13 protein-coding genes are annotated in these 16,297 nt (G+C 53.0%); 6 read left to right on the top strand and 7 right to left on the bottom strand.

Annotated features, from left to right (window positions below; all coding sequences use genetic code 11):
- Positions 1 to 546 precede the first annotated feature (546 nt).
- Both AC2FID_RS15640 and AC2FID_RS15645 read left to right on the top strand, forming a co-directional pair.
- Positions 547 to 1,713, top strand: a complete 1,167-nt coding sequence (locus AC2FID_RS15640; RefSeq protein WP_496837681.1) for a reductive dehalogenase — start codon at positions 547 to 549, stop codon at positions 1,711 to 1,713.
- A 33-nt stretch (positions 1,714 to 1,746) separates the two neighbouring features.
- Complete coding sequence (locus AC2FID_RS15645; RefSeq protein WP_496837587.1) at positions 1,747 to 2,103, top strand: hypothetical protein; 357 nt, start codon at positions 1,747 to 1,749, stop codon at positions 2,101 to 2,103.
- A 337-nt stretch (positions 2,104 to 2,440) separates the two neighbouring features.
- Here AC2FID_RS15645 and AC2FID_RS15650 read toward each other — a convergent pair whose 3' ends face one another.
- Complete coding sequence (locus AC2FID_RS15650; RefSeq protein WP_496837588.1) at positions 2,441 to 3,364, bottom strand: helix-turn-helix transcriptional regulator; 924 nt, start codon at positions 3,362 to 3,364, stop codon at positions 2,441 to 2,443.
- A gap of 61 nt (positions 3,365 to 3,425) precedes the next feature.
- Here AC2FID_RS15650 and AC2FID_RS15655 point away from each other — a divergent pair, with 61 nt between their 5' ends.
- Entirely contained in the window at positions 3,426 to 4,835 is a 1,410-nt protein-coding gene (locus AC2FID_RS15655; protein WP_496837590.1) for a sterol desaturase family protein, read from the top strand.
- A gap of 283 nt (positions 4,836 to 5,118) precedes the next feature.
- Here the strand turns inward: AC2FID_RS15655 and AC2FID_RS15660 are convergent, their stop codons facing one another.
- The 6 genes from AC2FID_RS15660 to AC2FID_RS15685 all read right to left on the bottom strand — a co-directional run bounded on the left by AC2FID_RS15660 (position 5,119) and on the right by AC2FID_RS15685 (position 11,962).
- Positions 5,119 to 6,423, bottom strand: a complete 1,305-nt coding sequence (locus tag AC2FID_RS15660; protein WP_496837591.1) for a PfkB family carbohydrate kinase — start codon at positions 6,421 to 6,423, stop codon at positions 5,119 to 5,121.
- A gap of 56 nt (positions 6,424 to 6,479) precedes the next feature.
- Entirely contained in the window at positions 6,480 to 7,535 is a 1,056-nt protein-coding gene (locus tag AC2FID_RS15665; protein ID WP_496755629.1) for a D-TA family PLP-dependent enzyme, read from the bottom strand.
- The gene (locus tag AC2FID_RS15670) at positions 7,532 to 8,998 is read right to left on the bottom strand and encodes a M81 family metallopeptidase (RefSeq protein WP_496704930.1); all 1,467 of its coding nucleotides are present in this window, start codon (positions 8,996 to 8,998) and stop codon (positions 7,532 to 7,534) included. The genes AC2FID_RS15665 and AC2FID_RS15670 overlap by 4 nt, the downstream gene beginning before the upstream one ends.
- Before the next feature lie 88 nt (positions 8,999 to 9,086).
- Positions 9,087 to 10,127 (bottom strand): TRAP transporter substrate-binding protein, encoded by a 1,041-nt coding sequence (locus AC2FID_RS15675; protein ID WP_299888147.1) that lies wholly within the window; start codon positions 10,125 to 10,127, stop codon positions 9,087 to 9,089.
- Between the two features lie 36 nt (positions 10,128 to 10,163).
- Entirely contained in the window at positions 10,164 to 11,447 is a 1,284-nt protein-coding gene (locus AC2FID_RS15680) for a TRAP transporter large permease (protein ID WP_299888150.1), read from the bottom strand.
- Positions 11,444 to 11,962 (bottom strand): TRAP transporter small permease, encoded by a 519-nt coding sequence (locus AC2FID_RS15685; protein ID WP_496755632.1) that lies wholly within the window; start codon positions 11,960 to 11,962, stop codon positions 11,444 to 11,446. The genes AC2FID_RS15680 and AC2FID_RS15685 overlap by 4 nt, the downstream gene beginning before the upstream one ends.
- A 164-nt stretch (positions 11,963 to 12,126) precedes the next feature.
- Here AC2FID_RS15685 and AC2FID_RS15690 point away from each other — a divergent pair, with 164 nt between their 5' ends.
- From AC2FID_RS15690 to AC2FID_RS15700, 3 genes are all read left to right on the top strand, one after another.
- Positions 12,127 to 13,089 (top strand): MurR/RpiR family transcriptional regulator, encoded by a 963-nt coding sequence (locus AC2FID_RS15690; protein WP_496837594.1) that lies wholly within the window; start codon positions 12,127 to 12,129, stop codon positions 13,087 to 13,089.
- A gap of 1,128 nt (positions 13,090 to 14,217) precedes the next feature.
- Entirely contained in the window at positions 14,218 to 15,402 is a 1,185-nt protein-coding gene (locus AC2FID_RS15695) for an aminotransferase class I/II-fold pyridoxal phosphate-dependent enzyme (RefSeq protein WP_496837596.1), read from the top strand.
- A gap of 307 nt (positions 15,403 to 15,709) precedes the next feature.
- Positions 15,710 to 15,991 (top strand): HlyU family transcriptional regulator, encoded by a 282-nt coding sequence (locus tag AC2FID_RS15700; RefSeq protein WP_282170040.1) that lies wholly within the window; start codon positions 15,710 to 15,712, stop codon positions 15,989 to 15,991.
- The last annotated feature ends 306 nt before the right edge of the window (positions 15,992 to 16,297 follow it).

The raw sequence follows: 16,297 nt of genomic DNA on the forward strand, positions 1-16,297 counted from the left end.
ACTGCGGATCGCAACGTGTTCAAAAATCCGCAGCAATAAAGACAGGCCAGTGCTCAGCCGAGCTTGGATGCGGTGCAGCAACTCGTGTCCACTGAAAAATTGCCCAAGCAAAGCCGGCACATAGCGGTCATTCGTTGGGGTCTTGCCATGCTGCGCTTGCAGCCCGCATTGCCGCCATTCGCTGCAAGTGCACCGTTCCAACGTTGCTAGAAGTCAGCAGCGCTGGACAGAGTGTGATTTCGCTACCGCGCCACCAATTTCTGTTTTCAAATCTCAAAGCCGCTCACTTATTTGAGATCAAACCTTCTATTTGAGATCGAATTTTCACACCTTCCCAGAGAATTCGCTGGTGACCGGCATGAGTGCTTACGAAAGGACCGCCCCCAAAAACGTTTGGATCATTTTGAACAAGTGACCGTCGTCAGCCGCTTTCGCTGCTCCGAAGCGGCTTTGGCAGAGACTATCAACATTCAGCCGATCCCCAACACCGACCTTTCGCGCACGCTAACCTTTGACAACGGCTTCACCTCACCGCATCGTCTCATCATGGCCTACCCCTCCAACCAACCCCAACGAGCGGACGACGCTGCTGCAGGCATCGATGTCACGGACGAATTCGAACGTTTCAACCAACGTAATGACATTTTTACCCGCGCCTTCTGGGATGAGCGTATCCGCAGCAAACAGACCGACGCGTTCTTTGCCTCGTACCGGATGGAGGCCATCCCTCGTCGTGGTGACGGATTCACCCAGCGCGACTTCGCGCTTAGAAACGCCTCTTGGCTAATTTCGGACTTGATCTCGGAAAGGGCTGGCGAAACCGGTAAGCGCGAGGGCTTCCAGGCCCCCATCGACAACGACACACCCGTCGCCCCGACACAGCAACCGATTGACGATCCCGCCGCGATGGCCAAGGAAATCAAACGCATCGCCAAATTCTTTGGTGCCGATCTCTGCGGCATCACTGATCTGGATGACCGTTGGATTTACGCAACCCGCGTTGACACCCGTGATTTCTCCGACGCGCCCAACGACCTGCCAGAAGGCATGACATCTGTCATTGTGATGGGCCATCAGATGGATGAGGACCTCGTCGCCACTTATCCTTCCGCGCTCGCGGGGGCCGCCACCGGACGTGAATATTCCCACGAGGCCAGCATCGTGATGCAGCTTGCGGCCTATGTCCGAAACCTGGGCTATCAGGCCACAGCCTCTATGAACGACACCGGCCTCGTGATCCCCTATGCGATCAAGGCGGGTCTGGGCGAATATGCCCGCAATCAAATGGTGATAACACCTGAATACGGGCCGCGCTTACGGTTCTCTAAGGTTTTCACCAACCTCCCATTAGTCCATGATCCACCCAAACCCTTAGGCGTGCGTGCGTTCTGTAACATCTGCACCAAATGCGCTGATGCTTGTCCAGTCAATGCGCTCCCCTACGGCCCGCCTGAGACCTCCGAGGACCCATCGGCCATAAAAGGTGTGCGCAAGTGGACTTCCGACGCAGCCAAGTGCTTCGGATTCTGGGCTAAACTGTCCTCTGATTGTGCCATCTGCATGCGCGTCTGCCCATTTAACCGCGACTTCACGCAATGGCACCACCGTCTTTGGTTGAAGATGGCGTTCTCACGGTTTCGCAAATTTGCTCTCTGGCTTGACCGGAACCGCGGCAAGCGCGCCAAGCCTACAGATTGGTGGCAAAGCCCTTAGTGTCAAACCTGACTGAGGCCACAGGATAGTTCCATGCATGGCAAGGCTGTTGCTTCCTCGGCGAGGCTTGTCTTGATAGGAATTCGCGACAACAGCGAAATCAAGTCTATGCAAACTCACACGTCGCAAAAAAGCCCGCTATTCAACTGTCGTTGGTGCTTGGGGGGGTATTCGGCCGAAACATGGGAGTCCATCGCGAAACCCTTGCCTTGTACTGCAAGTTGTCCGTCCAAAGCGTCGTTCCAGCCCCGGCTCTTCTACCAAATTGAAATAAAGTGTGTTGAGGAGAAAGAAGACTATCGCCCAAAGCTGCAGGAGTGGCAACTCGATGCCACTGCTTCCGCCAGTGTCATTCGAATGGCCGATGAAAGCATGGTGTCGCGCACATAGCGATAAGGTCCGCTGACCACAATTCTTTGAGGTGGGTCCCACGGCGCAGGAGTTCCATGCCCCTCAAGAACAAGCAGTTTCATCGTCTTGGCGGCAAAGAAGAACGCGGGGACCGCCAACATCGGTGCCACAACCCAATACAGACGGTTTAGAGGCGTGGGACCGTCGGTCAGAGCGCACATCCTGTTAGAATTGGCGACACAGATGCGTCGGGGTTCGACTTCTTTGGGTGAACTAAAGGCTGACCAACGCGATCAAGCGCAACAAGTTGGCTCAAATTATTGCGCACTCCCAAGCCCGAACGAAAGCAGGCATAGAAGGCGGCTTTGCGGAAATATTACAAACGTGACTTTGTCGTTTCATGTAAATGCGTTTTCCGAAATTCCGAAGGTGTCATCCCAATTTGAGCGCGAAAGGCGCGGTTGAATGGCCCCAGTGAGGAAAATCCCACATCGTAAGCGATACTCAGGACCGAACGCTCTGCCAGCTCGGGCGATGATAACATGGATTGCGCCTCTTTAATGCGGAACGCGTTCACGAAGCTCGCAAAATTCCGGTGCCCCAAGCCTTGATTGATTGCGGACCTAATGCGGTGTTCCTGTGTCCCAAGATGTGCGGCCACTTGAGCAACGGTCAGCCTTTCGCAGCGCCACAGCCCCTCAGACATCGCGGTTTCAATACGAGTCATGAGCGCGGACTGCGCTGGGTTGGCTTGGTCACCCCGCTTTGGCGGGCGCGGTATCCAGATGTCTGGAACCACGCGAACCGACCACAGCAGGAACGCACTTGCAGACAGGAAAAACGTACTTGCCTGTAGTGCAAATACCCAGACAGGAAGCGCTTTATCCAGATGGGTGATTTCAAATCCGGTAATGAGAATTCCCAAACTGAGGATCCAGATCAGAAACCAACGCCGAAACCGGCGACGGGCCTCGATCAGATCCCCTGCCTGACTTGAAACTACGATCCACAGGCTATGGAAAAAGAAGATCAGTACGCAGATACCGCGAACTACACCAAGTTGCAGCTGTAGTTGAGAAAGCCATGCCAATCCGACTATCAACACAGCGATCAAGATCTGCCAAGGTCGAACAAAAACGTCATCCTGGAACAGCTCAATCACGGCCCAATAGAGCAAGACAGGGATCACACCTGCGATCATCACAAGCACAATCCGAACCGGGCCGTCGGTTAGATCAATGCTTGGCGAGGACACAATCAAGTAGGGGCCAAAACTGAGGCACAGCAAGACTACTGCCATGCTTTTCCGCTGGAATCCCCCGTTTCTCATGAAGACAGCGGCGCATAGCACGAGCGTGCCGATGGCACTGCCGCGCAGGAAGATATCCAAAATCATTGGGTCTGACATCACATGCGCAATCGAAGTCGGATTTACCCCGCCGGTCAACGGTATAGCCATGCTGAAACTGAAAAATCCTCGCCGATTTTGCAAGAAACGGGTCGGCTTTCAAACTCAGCGTGCTCTGATTTGCTTCGCTGGCCACTGTCCGCCACATGTCAATTCGCATTCGGAGCAGACAATGACTCAGTTAGCCACACTCCTGTCCATCTACACGGATGTCTTCGGCGGAGACCTCTTACGCTATATTTTTGGCGCCGGCGGCACGTATCTATTGATCAATATCATGCTGGCACGGCATCTTTTTGCACAGAAAATTCGACTCTCTGCAGTGCCACAAGGTCAAATCCTCCGCGAGATACTGACAAGCCTGCGCACAGTGCTTATTTTTACTGCCGCAGGGACATCCATCGTGCTTGGTGCAAGGGCAGGTGTCATCACAATCTACCAAGACATAGCCGCATTTGGCTGGACCTATTTCGCGTTCAGTATCGCGGTGTTGATTACCCTTCATGATGCGTGGTTCTATTGGACGCACCGTGCCCTGCACTACCCGCCCCTGTTTCGCCGGTTTCACCGCTTGCATCACAAATCACACCAACCAACTCCCTTCACCTCCTACAGCTTTGACGTTGGCGAAGCCGTGGTGAACGCTGTCTACTTGCCTTTGGTTCTGATCATTCTGCCAACACACCCAGTCGCTCTGTTCATCTTTGTGACCCATATGATGCTGCGCAATGCAATCGGGCACTGCGGGATCGAAATCTTCCCCGCCAACGCAAAAGGCAAGCCGGTCTTTGGCTGGCTCACGAGCGTTACTCATCACGATATGCATCATGCGCATGCGCGCTATAACCACGGGCTCTATTTTTCTTGGTGGGATCGGCTTATGAAGACGGAGCATCCAAGATACTTGACCGAATTCGCCCGCGTCGCACCGCGTTTGCCCGTCCGAATTGTCAAAACAGCTTTTTTGGTGATTGTGGTTGGCGTCGGTATGTTGGCCAGCCAAGGACATGCCTTTGACCTTAAAGGCCACTACGCATCCCCCGGGCTCGGCGTGATTGTCGCTTTTGAAGACTGCGCATCGAATGAAGCAATGAAGTGTGGACGTCTTGTTTGGGTTTGGAACAAGGACGATACGCCTCATGCGCAGATTGGTGATATGATCCTGACCGAATTGGTCTTTGACGGCACGGTATGGGAAGGGACACTACGCGATCCAGAAACAGGACGGACATATCGTGGATCCATCCGGCAATCGGCCAAGCACCAGTTGACACTTAAAGGCTGCGCTGGAGTATTCTGTGCACATCAAACCTGGCATTCGACCCAGTACCTCAAAACTGTGCTCAAACGTCATGAGAATTAGGTACAAGGCCGTCTCCAAAGACGGCTCTGAGCTGCCGTTGACCGGTGCCCATCAATGCTGCGGTTGCACCCGCATTCCAGACACTCGCTGCAACGCAAACTCAGTAGCTAACCGCACTCACAGTATGCGCAAAAAGCCGGTCATTACTTTCTCAACTTCAAATGTCCCCATTGCCCCTGAGCGTCTCAGAAACGCATCTCTAAAATGTTGATCTGTTCAATTAAAACAAAATAGGCTGGCGAAAAACGCCAGCTCTATACAATTGGTGTGAGAATCGTGTGGATTATCCAAGCGGTTTGTATACGACCGCATCAATCTCGACCTTGGCGTCTACCATGATTTGTGAACGGACTGTGGAGCGCGCCGGGCCTCCGTTGGGAAAATAGTCTGCATAGACCCGGTTGAACGTCCAAAAGTCGCGGGGATCATCCAGCCAGACACCAACTTTTGCTATATCATCCAGGGTGCAGTCAGCCAGTGCAAGAGCTGCCATCAGGTTTTCCATCGTTTTCCGGGTTTGCGCCTCAATACCACCCGCTTCGATTTCGCCGTTTTCTTTCATTGCAACCTGTCCGGAAATGAACACAAAATCTCCGGCTCTTACCGCAGGTGCAAAGGGAAGCGGTTGCCCGCCTGCTCCGGTTCTGTCATCGCCCAAACGCGCGATCTTTTTCTCTGTCATTGAAGTGATTTCCTTCTGTTGGGTTTTTCCGTAAGGAATTGGATCCACGGCGCCATAGCCTGTGGTTGATCGGGCTGCTCCCTGGTTCGCAAGCTCAGCTGATTTCAGGACATCTTTGCTTTTCAGGTAGGCAGACAGAAATATTCCGTTGAAACAATCTCCGGCACCGGTGGCATCAACCGCTTTAACCATCACGCCGGGGATAGTGTGTATGCCTTGCCCTTCAGACACGGATACGCCGTCCGCGCCCAGTGAAAGTGCCACAATATCTGCGCCCAGATTGTGGTAGAAGCTGATGATTTCCCCAGGGCTTTGAAGACCCGTCAACTGGCGGGCATCATCGAGCCCTGGTAACGCAATATTGCACCTCTTCATTACATCGTGGGTAACCTGTCGTGCCTTGTCCAATGGCCAAAGGGCTGTGCGTAAATTGGGATCGAAGGCAAATGGTGTGCCGGACCTATACGCTGTTTGGATTGAATGTAGAGTTGTTGACCGTAGCTCAGGACTTACTCCAAGGCTGATGCCGGAAGTATAGAACATTCTTGCGCCGGAAATCGCATCATCCGGAGACTGATTTGGGAGCATCCGGCTCGCAGCGGAGCCTTTCCTGCGATAGACGAAATGGTGACCGTCATCATTATGAAAAACAAAGTACAGCCCAGTATCTTCGCCAGAGGCCGTTACCACATGTTCGTGGTTTACACCTTCCTTGGACCACAGGCTCCTGAGCTTTTTACCAAATTGATCGCCACCGATGCGGGTGATCAAAGCAACTTTCGTCCCTTGTCTCGCTGCCGCGACGGCGACGTTAGAAACGTCACCACCGAACCCGCCTTTAAACGAACCATCCGGGCAAGCGGTTAACTCGAACAGGGGTTCCCCTAAACATATGAGGTCAGTCATATCGCACCTTGTTGATACCCGTCGCCGTCATCAGTCATTGGCGAAGTTTACGCTGTTTACTGAATCTTGCCCCGTGCTGCGACGGGCACGGACCCCAGCGCGCTGTCTCCGCGAGTGGTTTCGATCTGATCCACCATATTGGTGACTACACAGGCATGGTTTGGAATGATCCGGATACGATCTCCGACCCTCAGATCGATTTTGGCAGCCTTCAGCACACCATGTTCTTCTGATAGGCCCTGGACCAAAATGTCCGGTCTACCTAACACGTGTCCGTGGCCTTCCAATCCCAACAAGTCTGAAGTCAGCACTTTTGATCCCGCATCTATTACGGCACGATTGTCGGCAGGGACTGAGATCACCGTAGCAAGAACGCTCAACGCACAATCCTCCCAGGTACAGATACCCCGTGCCTGTAAGGAACGGTCGTTATAGATGTAGGTACCAATCCGATATTCTGTTGCAATCGGAACATCTTGGGCCTTCCACATGCCCGGTGAACCACCATGGGATACGACGTGTACTGGCAGCCCGATCTCTTCAATTTCATGTTTGGCCTGGGTGAGCCATTCTTGAACCTTCACCTCCTGTCCTACAGGCGGGTAGGTCATGAGACCAAGAAACGAGACGCCCGGCTGGGCATCGATGTAGCGCGCGAGGTCCCTTGCCTGCTCAGGTGTAGTTACGCCACATCGTTCCGCGCCCGTGTCACATTCAACCAACACTCCGAGCGGGTTAGGTGCATCCGCAAAAAACCGTGCTAAGCCGTCAACAATATCGGTGTTGTCCGCTACAACAGACAATCTCACCTTTTCCGAGAGGGCACGCAAACGAGCCAGCTTGGCCTTACCGAAGATGTTAAAGGTGATCAGCACATCATCAATGCCACCTTCGGCAATCATTGCCTCAGCCTCACTAATTTTCTGGCAGGTAATGCCAATGGCACCAGCCTCTAACTGCCGTCGAGCCAGCATGGGAAGTTTGTGTGTTTTGATGTGCGGTCGAACGCTAAGTCCGTGTTTCGCACAATACCCCTGAAAACGGTCGATGTTCGCCTCGGTGATATCCAGATCGACCAGGACAGCCGGTGTGTCGATATCGGGAAAAATCATTCCACAACCTCCTTGTGAGGGTTATTGACGATGGGCCAAATTGGACGTGTCAGGTTTTTGTAGGGTGTTTTGGTGGGATCATTCGGATAGGGGCCTTCGACGGCGGCATAGATAATTTTGGAAGCAACGTCGGAGAACGCGCCGTGGAAGTGGTTTGTGGACTTTACGACCAATATCTTCTTGTCGGTGATGTCGATGCCAAGGTTCGTGAACAGGTCTGGCGAAAATGCCTGACTTCGGTTTGAATTCAGAACAACCTCTATCCCACCCAAACGTATGACAGAGCAGTCCCCCATCGGAACAACGGATGCACCAAAACTCTGAACCGCATTGCGCTGGTTTCGAACCACCGTAACCGTAGCGTCAATTGGCTTCCCCGCCAGAGCTGATGTTTTACCGCCAAAGCGAAGGTCGAACACTGCGCCTTCACCGGCTGCATGGCAAAGGCGAACCGCCATAGGATCCCAAATCGTGCCGAATGCTACGGATGTGAGCTTCTGAGCAATAGCTTCTTCAATAATGAGCGTTGAATCCCCCGCTACGCCTCCGCCGGGATTGTCCCAAACGTCCGCTACGACCACTGGCCCATGTATTGCTTTGTTTGCCTCTCTCAGTGCTGCACTGGGCGACAGGTAATTTGGCTTTGTCTGCCCGCGGAAGGAAAACAGTTCAGCCCCCAGTTTCTGAGCCAAGCAATCCGCCTTGGGCTGGTCATCGTCGGTCAGAACGACAATCTTAGCGCCAAGGTCCGGAGAATCTCCGGCCATAAATCCATGAATGACGGAAGCAGAGAGAACCTCGCCATTTGCTTCCATCTGCTTCAGTTGATCGACAAACCCGCGCATAGGTTCCTGACTGGTCGGCAGAATATCCAACATGCGCACGTCAAAAACCGAAGTGACGGGCCGGATTTCGCCCTTGATGGTTCGCAACGTCAGGTCGACACAGGCTTCTCCTGCTTCAACAAAATCAGTATGTGGAAACTCTTTAAACACAGTGATCACGTCAGCATTGGTTACTCGTCTGTCGCTGAGGTGGCTGTGAGGATCGAAGCTCGCTCCGATAACAGATTCCGGCCCGACAATTGCTCGAATTGCTTCGATCAAATCGCCTTCGCAATCCAGACAATCCTCGGAGATCATCGCCCCATGCAGACCTAGAACAACACCATCCAGAGGCATTGCGGCTGTCACCTGGTCCAGCACCTCTTGTTTCAAGCGTGCCCATGTCTCGCGATTCAACAATCCGCCTGGCTCTGCCCATGTGGCGGTTCCCTCAATCAACTCCAGCTCATTCGACTGCGCCCTTTTCCTCAATGCAGGAAATACGGCACTGCAAAGCGTTGGGGTTTCGGGGTGCTTGCCGGGAGGTGCATAAAAGCTCTGCTCAAAATCGGAAAAGTCCGTGCGCAGGGGAGAAAAAGTGTTCGTTTCGGTTGCGAGGGACGCACAGAAGACCCGCATGTTCAATCCAATTTGTTGCTTGGGTCGGAGACCAAAAGTTGGCCTCCGACGAGTTGTGCTGCCAGTTGGTTCTAGCAGTCAGGGAGGATCAATCGAGGTAGGACGCGTTGTTGGCGTTCTCCACCGCAGCTTTGAAGCTTGTCAGTAGCTCTGCCGCCTTTTCATCCAGGTTCTCCTGAACATGTGCTTCAAATGCAGGCTGCGTTGCAGCTGCCATGGAGCTTCTCTGTTCGTCAGTTAGAGCAGTGACCTCAATCTGATCCATCAAACCCGCAAGGCCGCGATCTGACGCCTCAATGATACGCGACAAGCCACGGCTGGCCGTCACGCAGTTTTCGGCGGCTGTGCGGATCGTCGCTTGCTCTGCCTCTGACAGGCTTTCATAGAAGGCACGATTTATCATGAAGGTGTAGGGTGAGAACAAGTGATTGGTCAGCGTCATGTATTGCTGAACCTCTGCAAAATTAGCGAACGAAATGATCGGTACAGGATTCATCTGACCGTCAATCACTCCGGTTTGCAGCCCGGAATACACTTCACCCCAAGACAGTGGATAGGCTTCCGCACCCAACGCCTGAATAATCTTCTGATGTGACGGCAAGGTCATTGTGCGAATGCGAATGCCATCAAAATCCTTCAGGTCCGCGATGGGGCGTTGCGAGTTGGTTACCGCAAAGAAACCACCGGTGTCCGGGAAGCCCAGAACCACAACATCGCCCATCTCTGCCTCGATATCAGCGGCCAGCGCCTCACCGAATTCGCCATCAAAGACCTCGTAAGTTGATGCGTTGCCGTTAAAGGCAAAGGGCAGGTTTAGCACATCGATACGCGGGTAGTAGCTGGCCAACGCACCAGTTGAGGTCAAGGTTGCTTGAATGATCCCGTCCCGCATCTGTTGAACGTGTTCTGCTGCGGAGCCTAATTGGTTGGACCCGAAGACCTCAACCGAAACACTGCCATTGGTGCCTGAGTTAACAAGATTTGCAAATACTGCCGTGCAGGCATGAGCTGGGTTTTCAAACGGGTCAGTTTTGTTGTCGTGGCCAAATTTTATCACCCCACCTTCGGCCAATGCGCTGCCAGCAAGCATGGTCGCGGTCAGCGCCGCACCTGTCAGAATTTTTTTCATAATAGTTCTCCTGTTGGTTTGGTTTTTGTGGCGAAACTACTGGGCAAAGCCCAACATCCGGGGAAGCCAAAGCGCTGCGTTCTCCCAGAAAGCAAAGACGAAAAGGATCGCAATTTCTGCTATTAGAAACGGGAACAGTTTGATTGAAATCCGTTCCAGCTTTTCGCCGGTCACGGAGGACAGAACAAACAGGCAAGCACCCACCGGTGGCGTCATCAGTGAGATGTTCAGAGCCAGCACAAATATGATGCCGGCGTGGATCGGCTCCAGTCCGACTTGCTCTGTCAGCGGCACTAGGACAGGTGCAAGGATGATCAGAATGGCTGTGATGTCCATCACCATGCCGACAATCAGAAGCAAACCAATGATGATCGCGATTACGGCATACCGGTTGTCAGAAAGCCCAAGAACGGTTTCGGCAATCAGTTGCGGAATGCGTTCAAAGCTCATCCACCAACCAAGGATTCCGGCAAAGGCGATTATTACGAAGATTACCCCGGTGATACGCGCGGTACGCACAAGCATCGCGTAGAAACTTTTGAAGGTCAGGGAACGATAGACGAAAACCCCGATGAACATGGCATACGCCACGGCAATCGATGCTGCCTCCGTCGGGGTGACGATACCGCCCAGGATGCCACCCAGAATGATCACAGGCATCGCCAGGGCGGTCAGAGAGGAAACGAACGTTTCCCAGATCTCGCGCGGGGTCGCTCCGCGCAACGCTTTGGGTAGGTTTTCCCGTTTGCCGCCAATTGCGATCACCGCCATGCAGACCATGCAGATCACCAGGCCTGGCAGAACTCCGGCCGCGAACAGGCCGGCAATGGAAACGCCCATTAGAGACCCGTAGACAACCATTAGCCCCGATGGCGGAATGGTCGGGCCGATGATGGAACCCGCGGCCGTGACCGCACAGGCATAGTCGCGCTTGTAGCCCTCTTTCACCATTGCTGGCACAAGCGTCCGGCCAAAGGCCGCCGCGTCCGCTGTCGCCGAGCCTGTTAATCCGGCAAAGAACACTGACGCCAACATGTTAGTATGGGCCAGCCCACCCCGAAACCGTCCGACCAAAACCTGCGCAAGTTTCACCAAACGACTGGTGATCCCGATATCATTCATGATCTCACCGGCCAGAATGAAGAACGGCATGGCTAGGAAGGGAAAGATGTTGAGGCCGTTGAATATCTTACTGGGACCAATCGCAAGAAACTGCGTTCCTCCCATTTCGATCAACCCGACAACGCCAGCAAGGCCAATAGCAAAACCAATAGGCATTCCAAACAGAATGAGTGCAACAAATACGATTGCGACAATCACAGTGTTTCCTCCGCCTTTACAGCAAAGGGCGGTTCGTCAATGTGCGTACCCAAGTCACGAAACAGGACAAGCATCAGCTGCACAGATGACAAGGCCGCTGCGACGGGAATGGCTGCGTAGAACGGAGCAAGGCTTGCCCCAAATATCATTGCCTGCCTTGGCGCTCCGCTTTCCACGAAACTGATACCAAAGAACGCAACATACAAAAATAAAGCCAACGCCAATACATCCATCGCGATAAGAAGAGCTCGCCGCAAGCGAATTGGGAGCATCATGACGAATGCCGTGAGACCGATGTGATCTCTGCGCGCAATACCAGATGAGACCGCGAGCAACGCGGCCCAGATCATCAGATAGCGGGCCAACACTTCTGGCCACGGGAGTTGCCAGTGAAAATAATAACGGTCAATTACGCCAAGCCAGACATCCAGAACCAGAGACAGCATCAAAGCTGCGACAATGCCTTCAACGACTGAATTTATCTTTGAACTTGCGCTGGCGAACCAGTCCGACATTCGTATTCCTCCCCAGGATCCGAATCTGTAACTTGGTTACACAATGCGTGATGCTTGATGAGATATCAACGAAAAAATGTAACTTAGTTTCGTTGATCGCTGCGAAGAAGAGATCTCACGACGAATTTCTTGCCCATATGCATCAATGCATGTAACTAAGTTTCATGACCAATCATAAGGAATTTACCGGCTTGCCGAACGAATCTCGCCCCATATCAGATGGTAGTGCCCCTCCACTTAAGGGCAGAATTGGAGCAGTCGATTTGATTCCGGCACTGCACAATTCAGAAACCAAACTGGCAGTTCAGGAGCAGAAGGTCGCCGATTATGTAAAGGACCACCTCAACGAAATCAGCGCCATGACCATCGGGGATCTCGCGCAACGCTGCTCGGTCAGCAAGCCAACCGTGGTTCGATTCTGCCGCAGCCTCGGCTGCGAAGGATTTCGAGATTTCAAACTCCGCCTGGCCCAGAACGTCGCTGTCAGCGCACAATATCTGTATAGAAACGCCGATGACGAAAGCCCTGACGCAGATACCGCGATTGACCAAGTTCTTGGGGCTTTGTTTGCGACCCTGGATGTTATGCGCGGTCAAATCGATACGGCGAAACTCGAAGAAGCGAAGAACGCTTGCCTGGGTCGACGACAAATCCTGTTCTCAGGAATAGGCGGGGGCTCTTCGCTCGTCGCCCAGGAAGCTTCCAACCGGTTTTTTAGACTTGGGATTCCGTCATTCTTTGTAAATGACAGCTATGCTCTACAAATGCGTGCTGCCGCGCTCGGAACCGAAGACGTACTCTTCCTTGTTTCGGCGAGTGGTGAGGCCGACGCTATCGTAAGTGCGACCGAAGTCGCTAATGGTTATGGCGCGACCACAATCTGTATCACAAAGCCCAATACAAGACTGTCCGACATATCTAAAATTGCTCTTCTCACGGAGCTGCCTGAGGACAGTGACATCTACAAACCTACAGCCTCGCGATATGCCCACCTCGCCATTGTTGACGCATTAGCCATGACCGTGGCGCAAGAGATGACCGACGAAACGAAAGAGAATCTCCGGCGAATTCGCGCATCATTGACGGCCTACCACGGCAGAACCGGCCCACAGCCATTGGGCGATTAATCTATGTACGAATAGACGAGTACCCGACATTGCGCGATTGTTGAGAGCAAGGGCAGCGAACTGCCCCTGCTCGGTCGGCTGTTCAGAATGGCACCCGGTGATGCGAAGGCGGTGGGCGTTCAATCTGTGGCGGGAGGCCGACGTCCTCCCTAAGGTAATCCGGCAGTTCAGCTAACTTGCGCAGAACCGGCCGTTCTCTGCTGGGTTGCAAGGCAAATACAGCATCCAGCCGCAGCAAGAGGCCACGCGACCGTTTGAGGGGGATATATAGTGATAAGGTTGGCATTGTTCTCTCCATGAATGATGGAAAGCCGCCACGTGAAAAAACACAAAAAAGGCCGCTCACGAGGCGGCCTTCAGATCGGAAACCTGTCAGACCGCTTTAACGGGCTACTGCGCCTTCCGCGCGAAGCATTGAAGTCTGACGATTCAGCATATCTGATCTCTCCTTTGTCAGGGTTTCCAGTCCCGCAAGCTACCAGACGGGTAGCTTCGGCTCAACAACCTTTAAATGTTCTGGTCGAATTTCGCCGGATTTCGAACTAACGCTTATTTGCGTTGAAAAAGCGCTTTGTCCTGGTTGCCTCCATTTGCCACCCCAATGCGGCACGTCCGGCTGCTACGCTGTCGTTAGCCCGATTTGAGCCCTTACCTGCCGTTTCAGAGCTATGTGATCGCTACGTCTGCATTCGTCAGGTTCGGATCTCATTGCAGACATTTGACGCCCTTTTTGAGCTAGAACCACCGTTTGCGTCGGTTGAATTTGCAACAGGACGACCATCAGAAGTGAGTTTCACAAATGAGCCCTAGGCTTAATTGGAATTGGTGAACACATCCTTCAACCTAACAAAAACTCCCTGGCTATTTTCGAAAGGTTAGAGCTTCACCGGTCAAGATCGCCAAAGCGATGATGCCAAGTTTGTCCGGCAATGACCGTTACCGCTCAATGATATGGAGGCCGGGTCCGAGACAAATATGGAATTGGTTTTTCGCCATTGGCTTCGAAGTCGCACAAGTCAAATAGCGAAAAAGGCTGCAAAATATTGTGGATCGGGTATCTATATGTTGTTCGACACACCAGTATTCCTTCTGTGCTCGCAATGCCGACATCTTAGTAGGGAGAGTTCAATGTCCATGACGGCCCGCCGTGCAAACACTGCTGTGCATTCCATCCAGAAAGTCGAAGCCTTCTTTACAACCTACAATGCTGCGGTGAAGGAAACGCCAGCTGTCGCAGATTTCACGTTTGGCAATCCCCACGAAATGCCTTTGCCCAGTGTCGTCGATGCGCTGAAGACCCACGCCGAACCTCAGAGTGTGGATTGGTTTGCGTATAAGACCAACGAAGCGGACCCCTGCGCGTTTCTGGCAGATGCCTTATCCAAAGAGTTGGGGCTTCCATTCGAGGCGGATGACATTGCGCTGACCAAAGGCGCTTTTGGGGCCATCAAGATGTGTTTCACCATGCTTCTTGAGCCCGGAGACGAATGCATCGTGCCGCTGCCGGGCTGGTTCTGCTATGGGCCAATGCTAGCCGCAGCCGATGCCAAAGAGGTTCAGGTGCCTCTGGATCCAGACAATTTTGACCTTGACCTGGAGGCTATTGCAAGCGCCATAACCTCTCGTACCAAAATCGTGGTTGTTAATACGCCGCACAACCCGACGGGTCGCATATACTCGCGTTCTGATCTGCAACAGCTTGCCGACCTGCTCGAGGCTAAGTCAGCTGAGATCGGTCATCGAATTTGGATATTGTCTGACGAACCCTACCGCCGCATTCGGTTCGACGACATTGGCTTTACGACACCAGCAGCCGTCTATCCGCACACACTGATCGACTATTCTTACGGGAAAATTCTCCTCGTGCCCGGCCTGCGCCTTGGCTACCTTGCGATCTCTCCAACCTTGCCTGCAGCGGAACGAAAAGAGCTTCAGACTCTGCGGTTTGCCGTGCAGATGGCGGATGGTTGGAATGTCCCGGATGCTCCGTTGATCTATGCGCTGCCGGACCTTGAAAACGTCTCAATCGACATTGCCGCCCTGGCTCGCCGACGCGAACGAATGCTTGGTGCTTTGGGTCAGTGGGGATACAGGATGACAAGACCAGAAGGCACCTTTTATCTATGGGGGAGAGCCCCGGGCGGTGATAGCGATGCCTTTGCTGAATGTCTTCAAAAGCAAGGCGTATATGTGATGCCAGGAACAGTTTTCGACCGCCCAACGGATTTTCGTATTTGCCTTACAGCTACTGACGAAATGATAGAAAACGCAATGCCTGCATTTCAGGCGGCCGCAAACCAAATGCTGAAATGAAGGCTGGCATCAGATCGAGTTAAAGGCATCTCGATTGTGTGACAGCTTTGTTGCGCATACCCGAAACCAAACGCTCCTTAGTGTTGACTTCGAATATACGCTACGAGTCCAGAGACGACTTAGGTGATGAGCGCAGCATTTGTCGTTCAGGGCGGCTTCCCGTATTGAGTGGGCGCACTCTAGCTTCCGGTAGACAGCGAGAGTGCAATTGGGTCGAGGAACCAGTGAATCGACCACACAGGGCACTTCAAACCCGCCCCGAGCAGCGTTAGTCTCCGATCCGAGCAACGCTGAAAGGAGCCGGTCCATGTCACTCTTCTCAAAACTCTTCGGCGGCGGAAAAAAGTCGGATCCTGAGCCGGTCGCATACAAAGGGTTCGACATCTTCCCCGACCTGATTGCCGAGGGTGGAAAGTACCGCCTTTCGGCACGTATCGAAAAGACAATCGATGGAGAGCGCAAAACTCATGCGATGGTCCGGGCGGATGTCTTTGACAGCCGGGATCAGGCCGAGAGCTTCAGCCTCACGAAGGCAAAGCAGGTGATTGATGAGCAAGGCGAATTCATTTTCGATTCAGGAAACCGGTAGCAGTTTAGACTACGACAAATTTAAGTTAGGTCAGGAAGCGAGTTTTAATGTGCGCTTCAACCGAAAAGGTCCAGTTGCTGAAAACGAAAAAGACGACGTGACAAAGACCCACGATCCAATGTTTCTGCGCGTGAGTTCTTCTGAGCTCACGCACACTAGTTCTCAATAATTTCGTTATCAGCGTGCTTTCGAAATACCGGTTGCTGCGTCATGCCCCTATTCTTAAGAGGAGTTCTCTGACGAGGTATCACCTTGGAACAGTTTTTCTTGTGTATGAGCCATTCTAGCTATGGCGGGTAGCTGGCT

The organism is Ruegeria sp. CDSC068, from assembly GCF_059610545.1.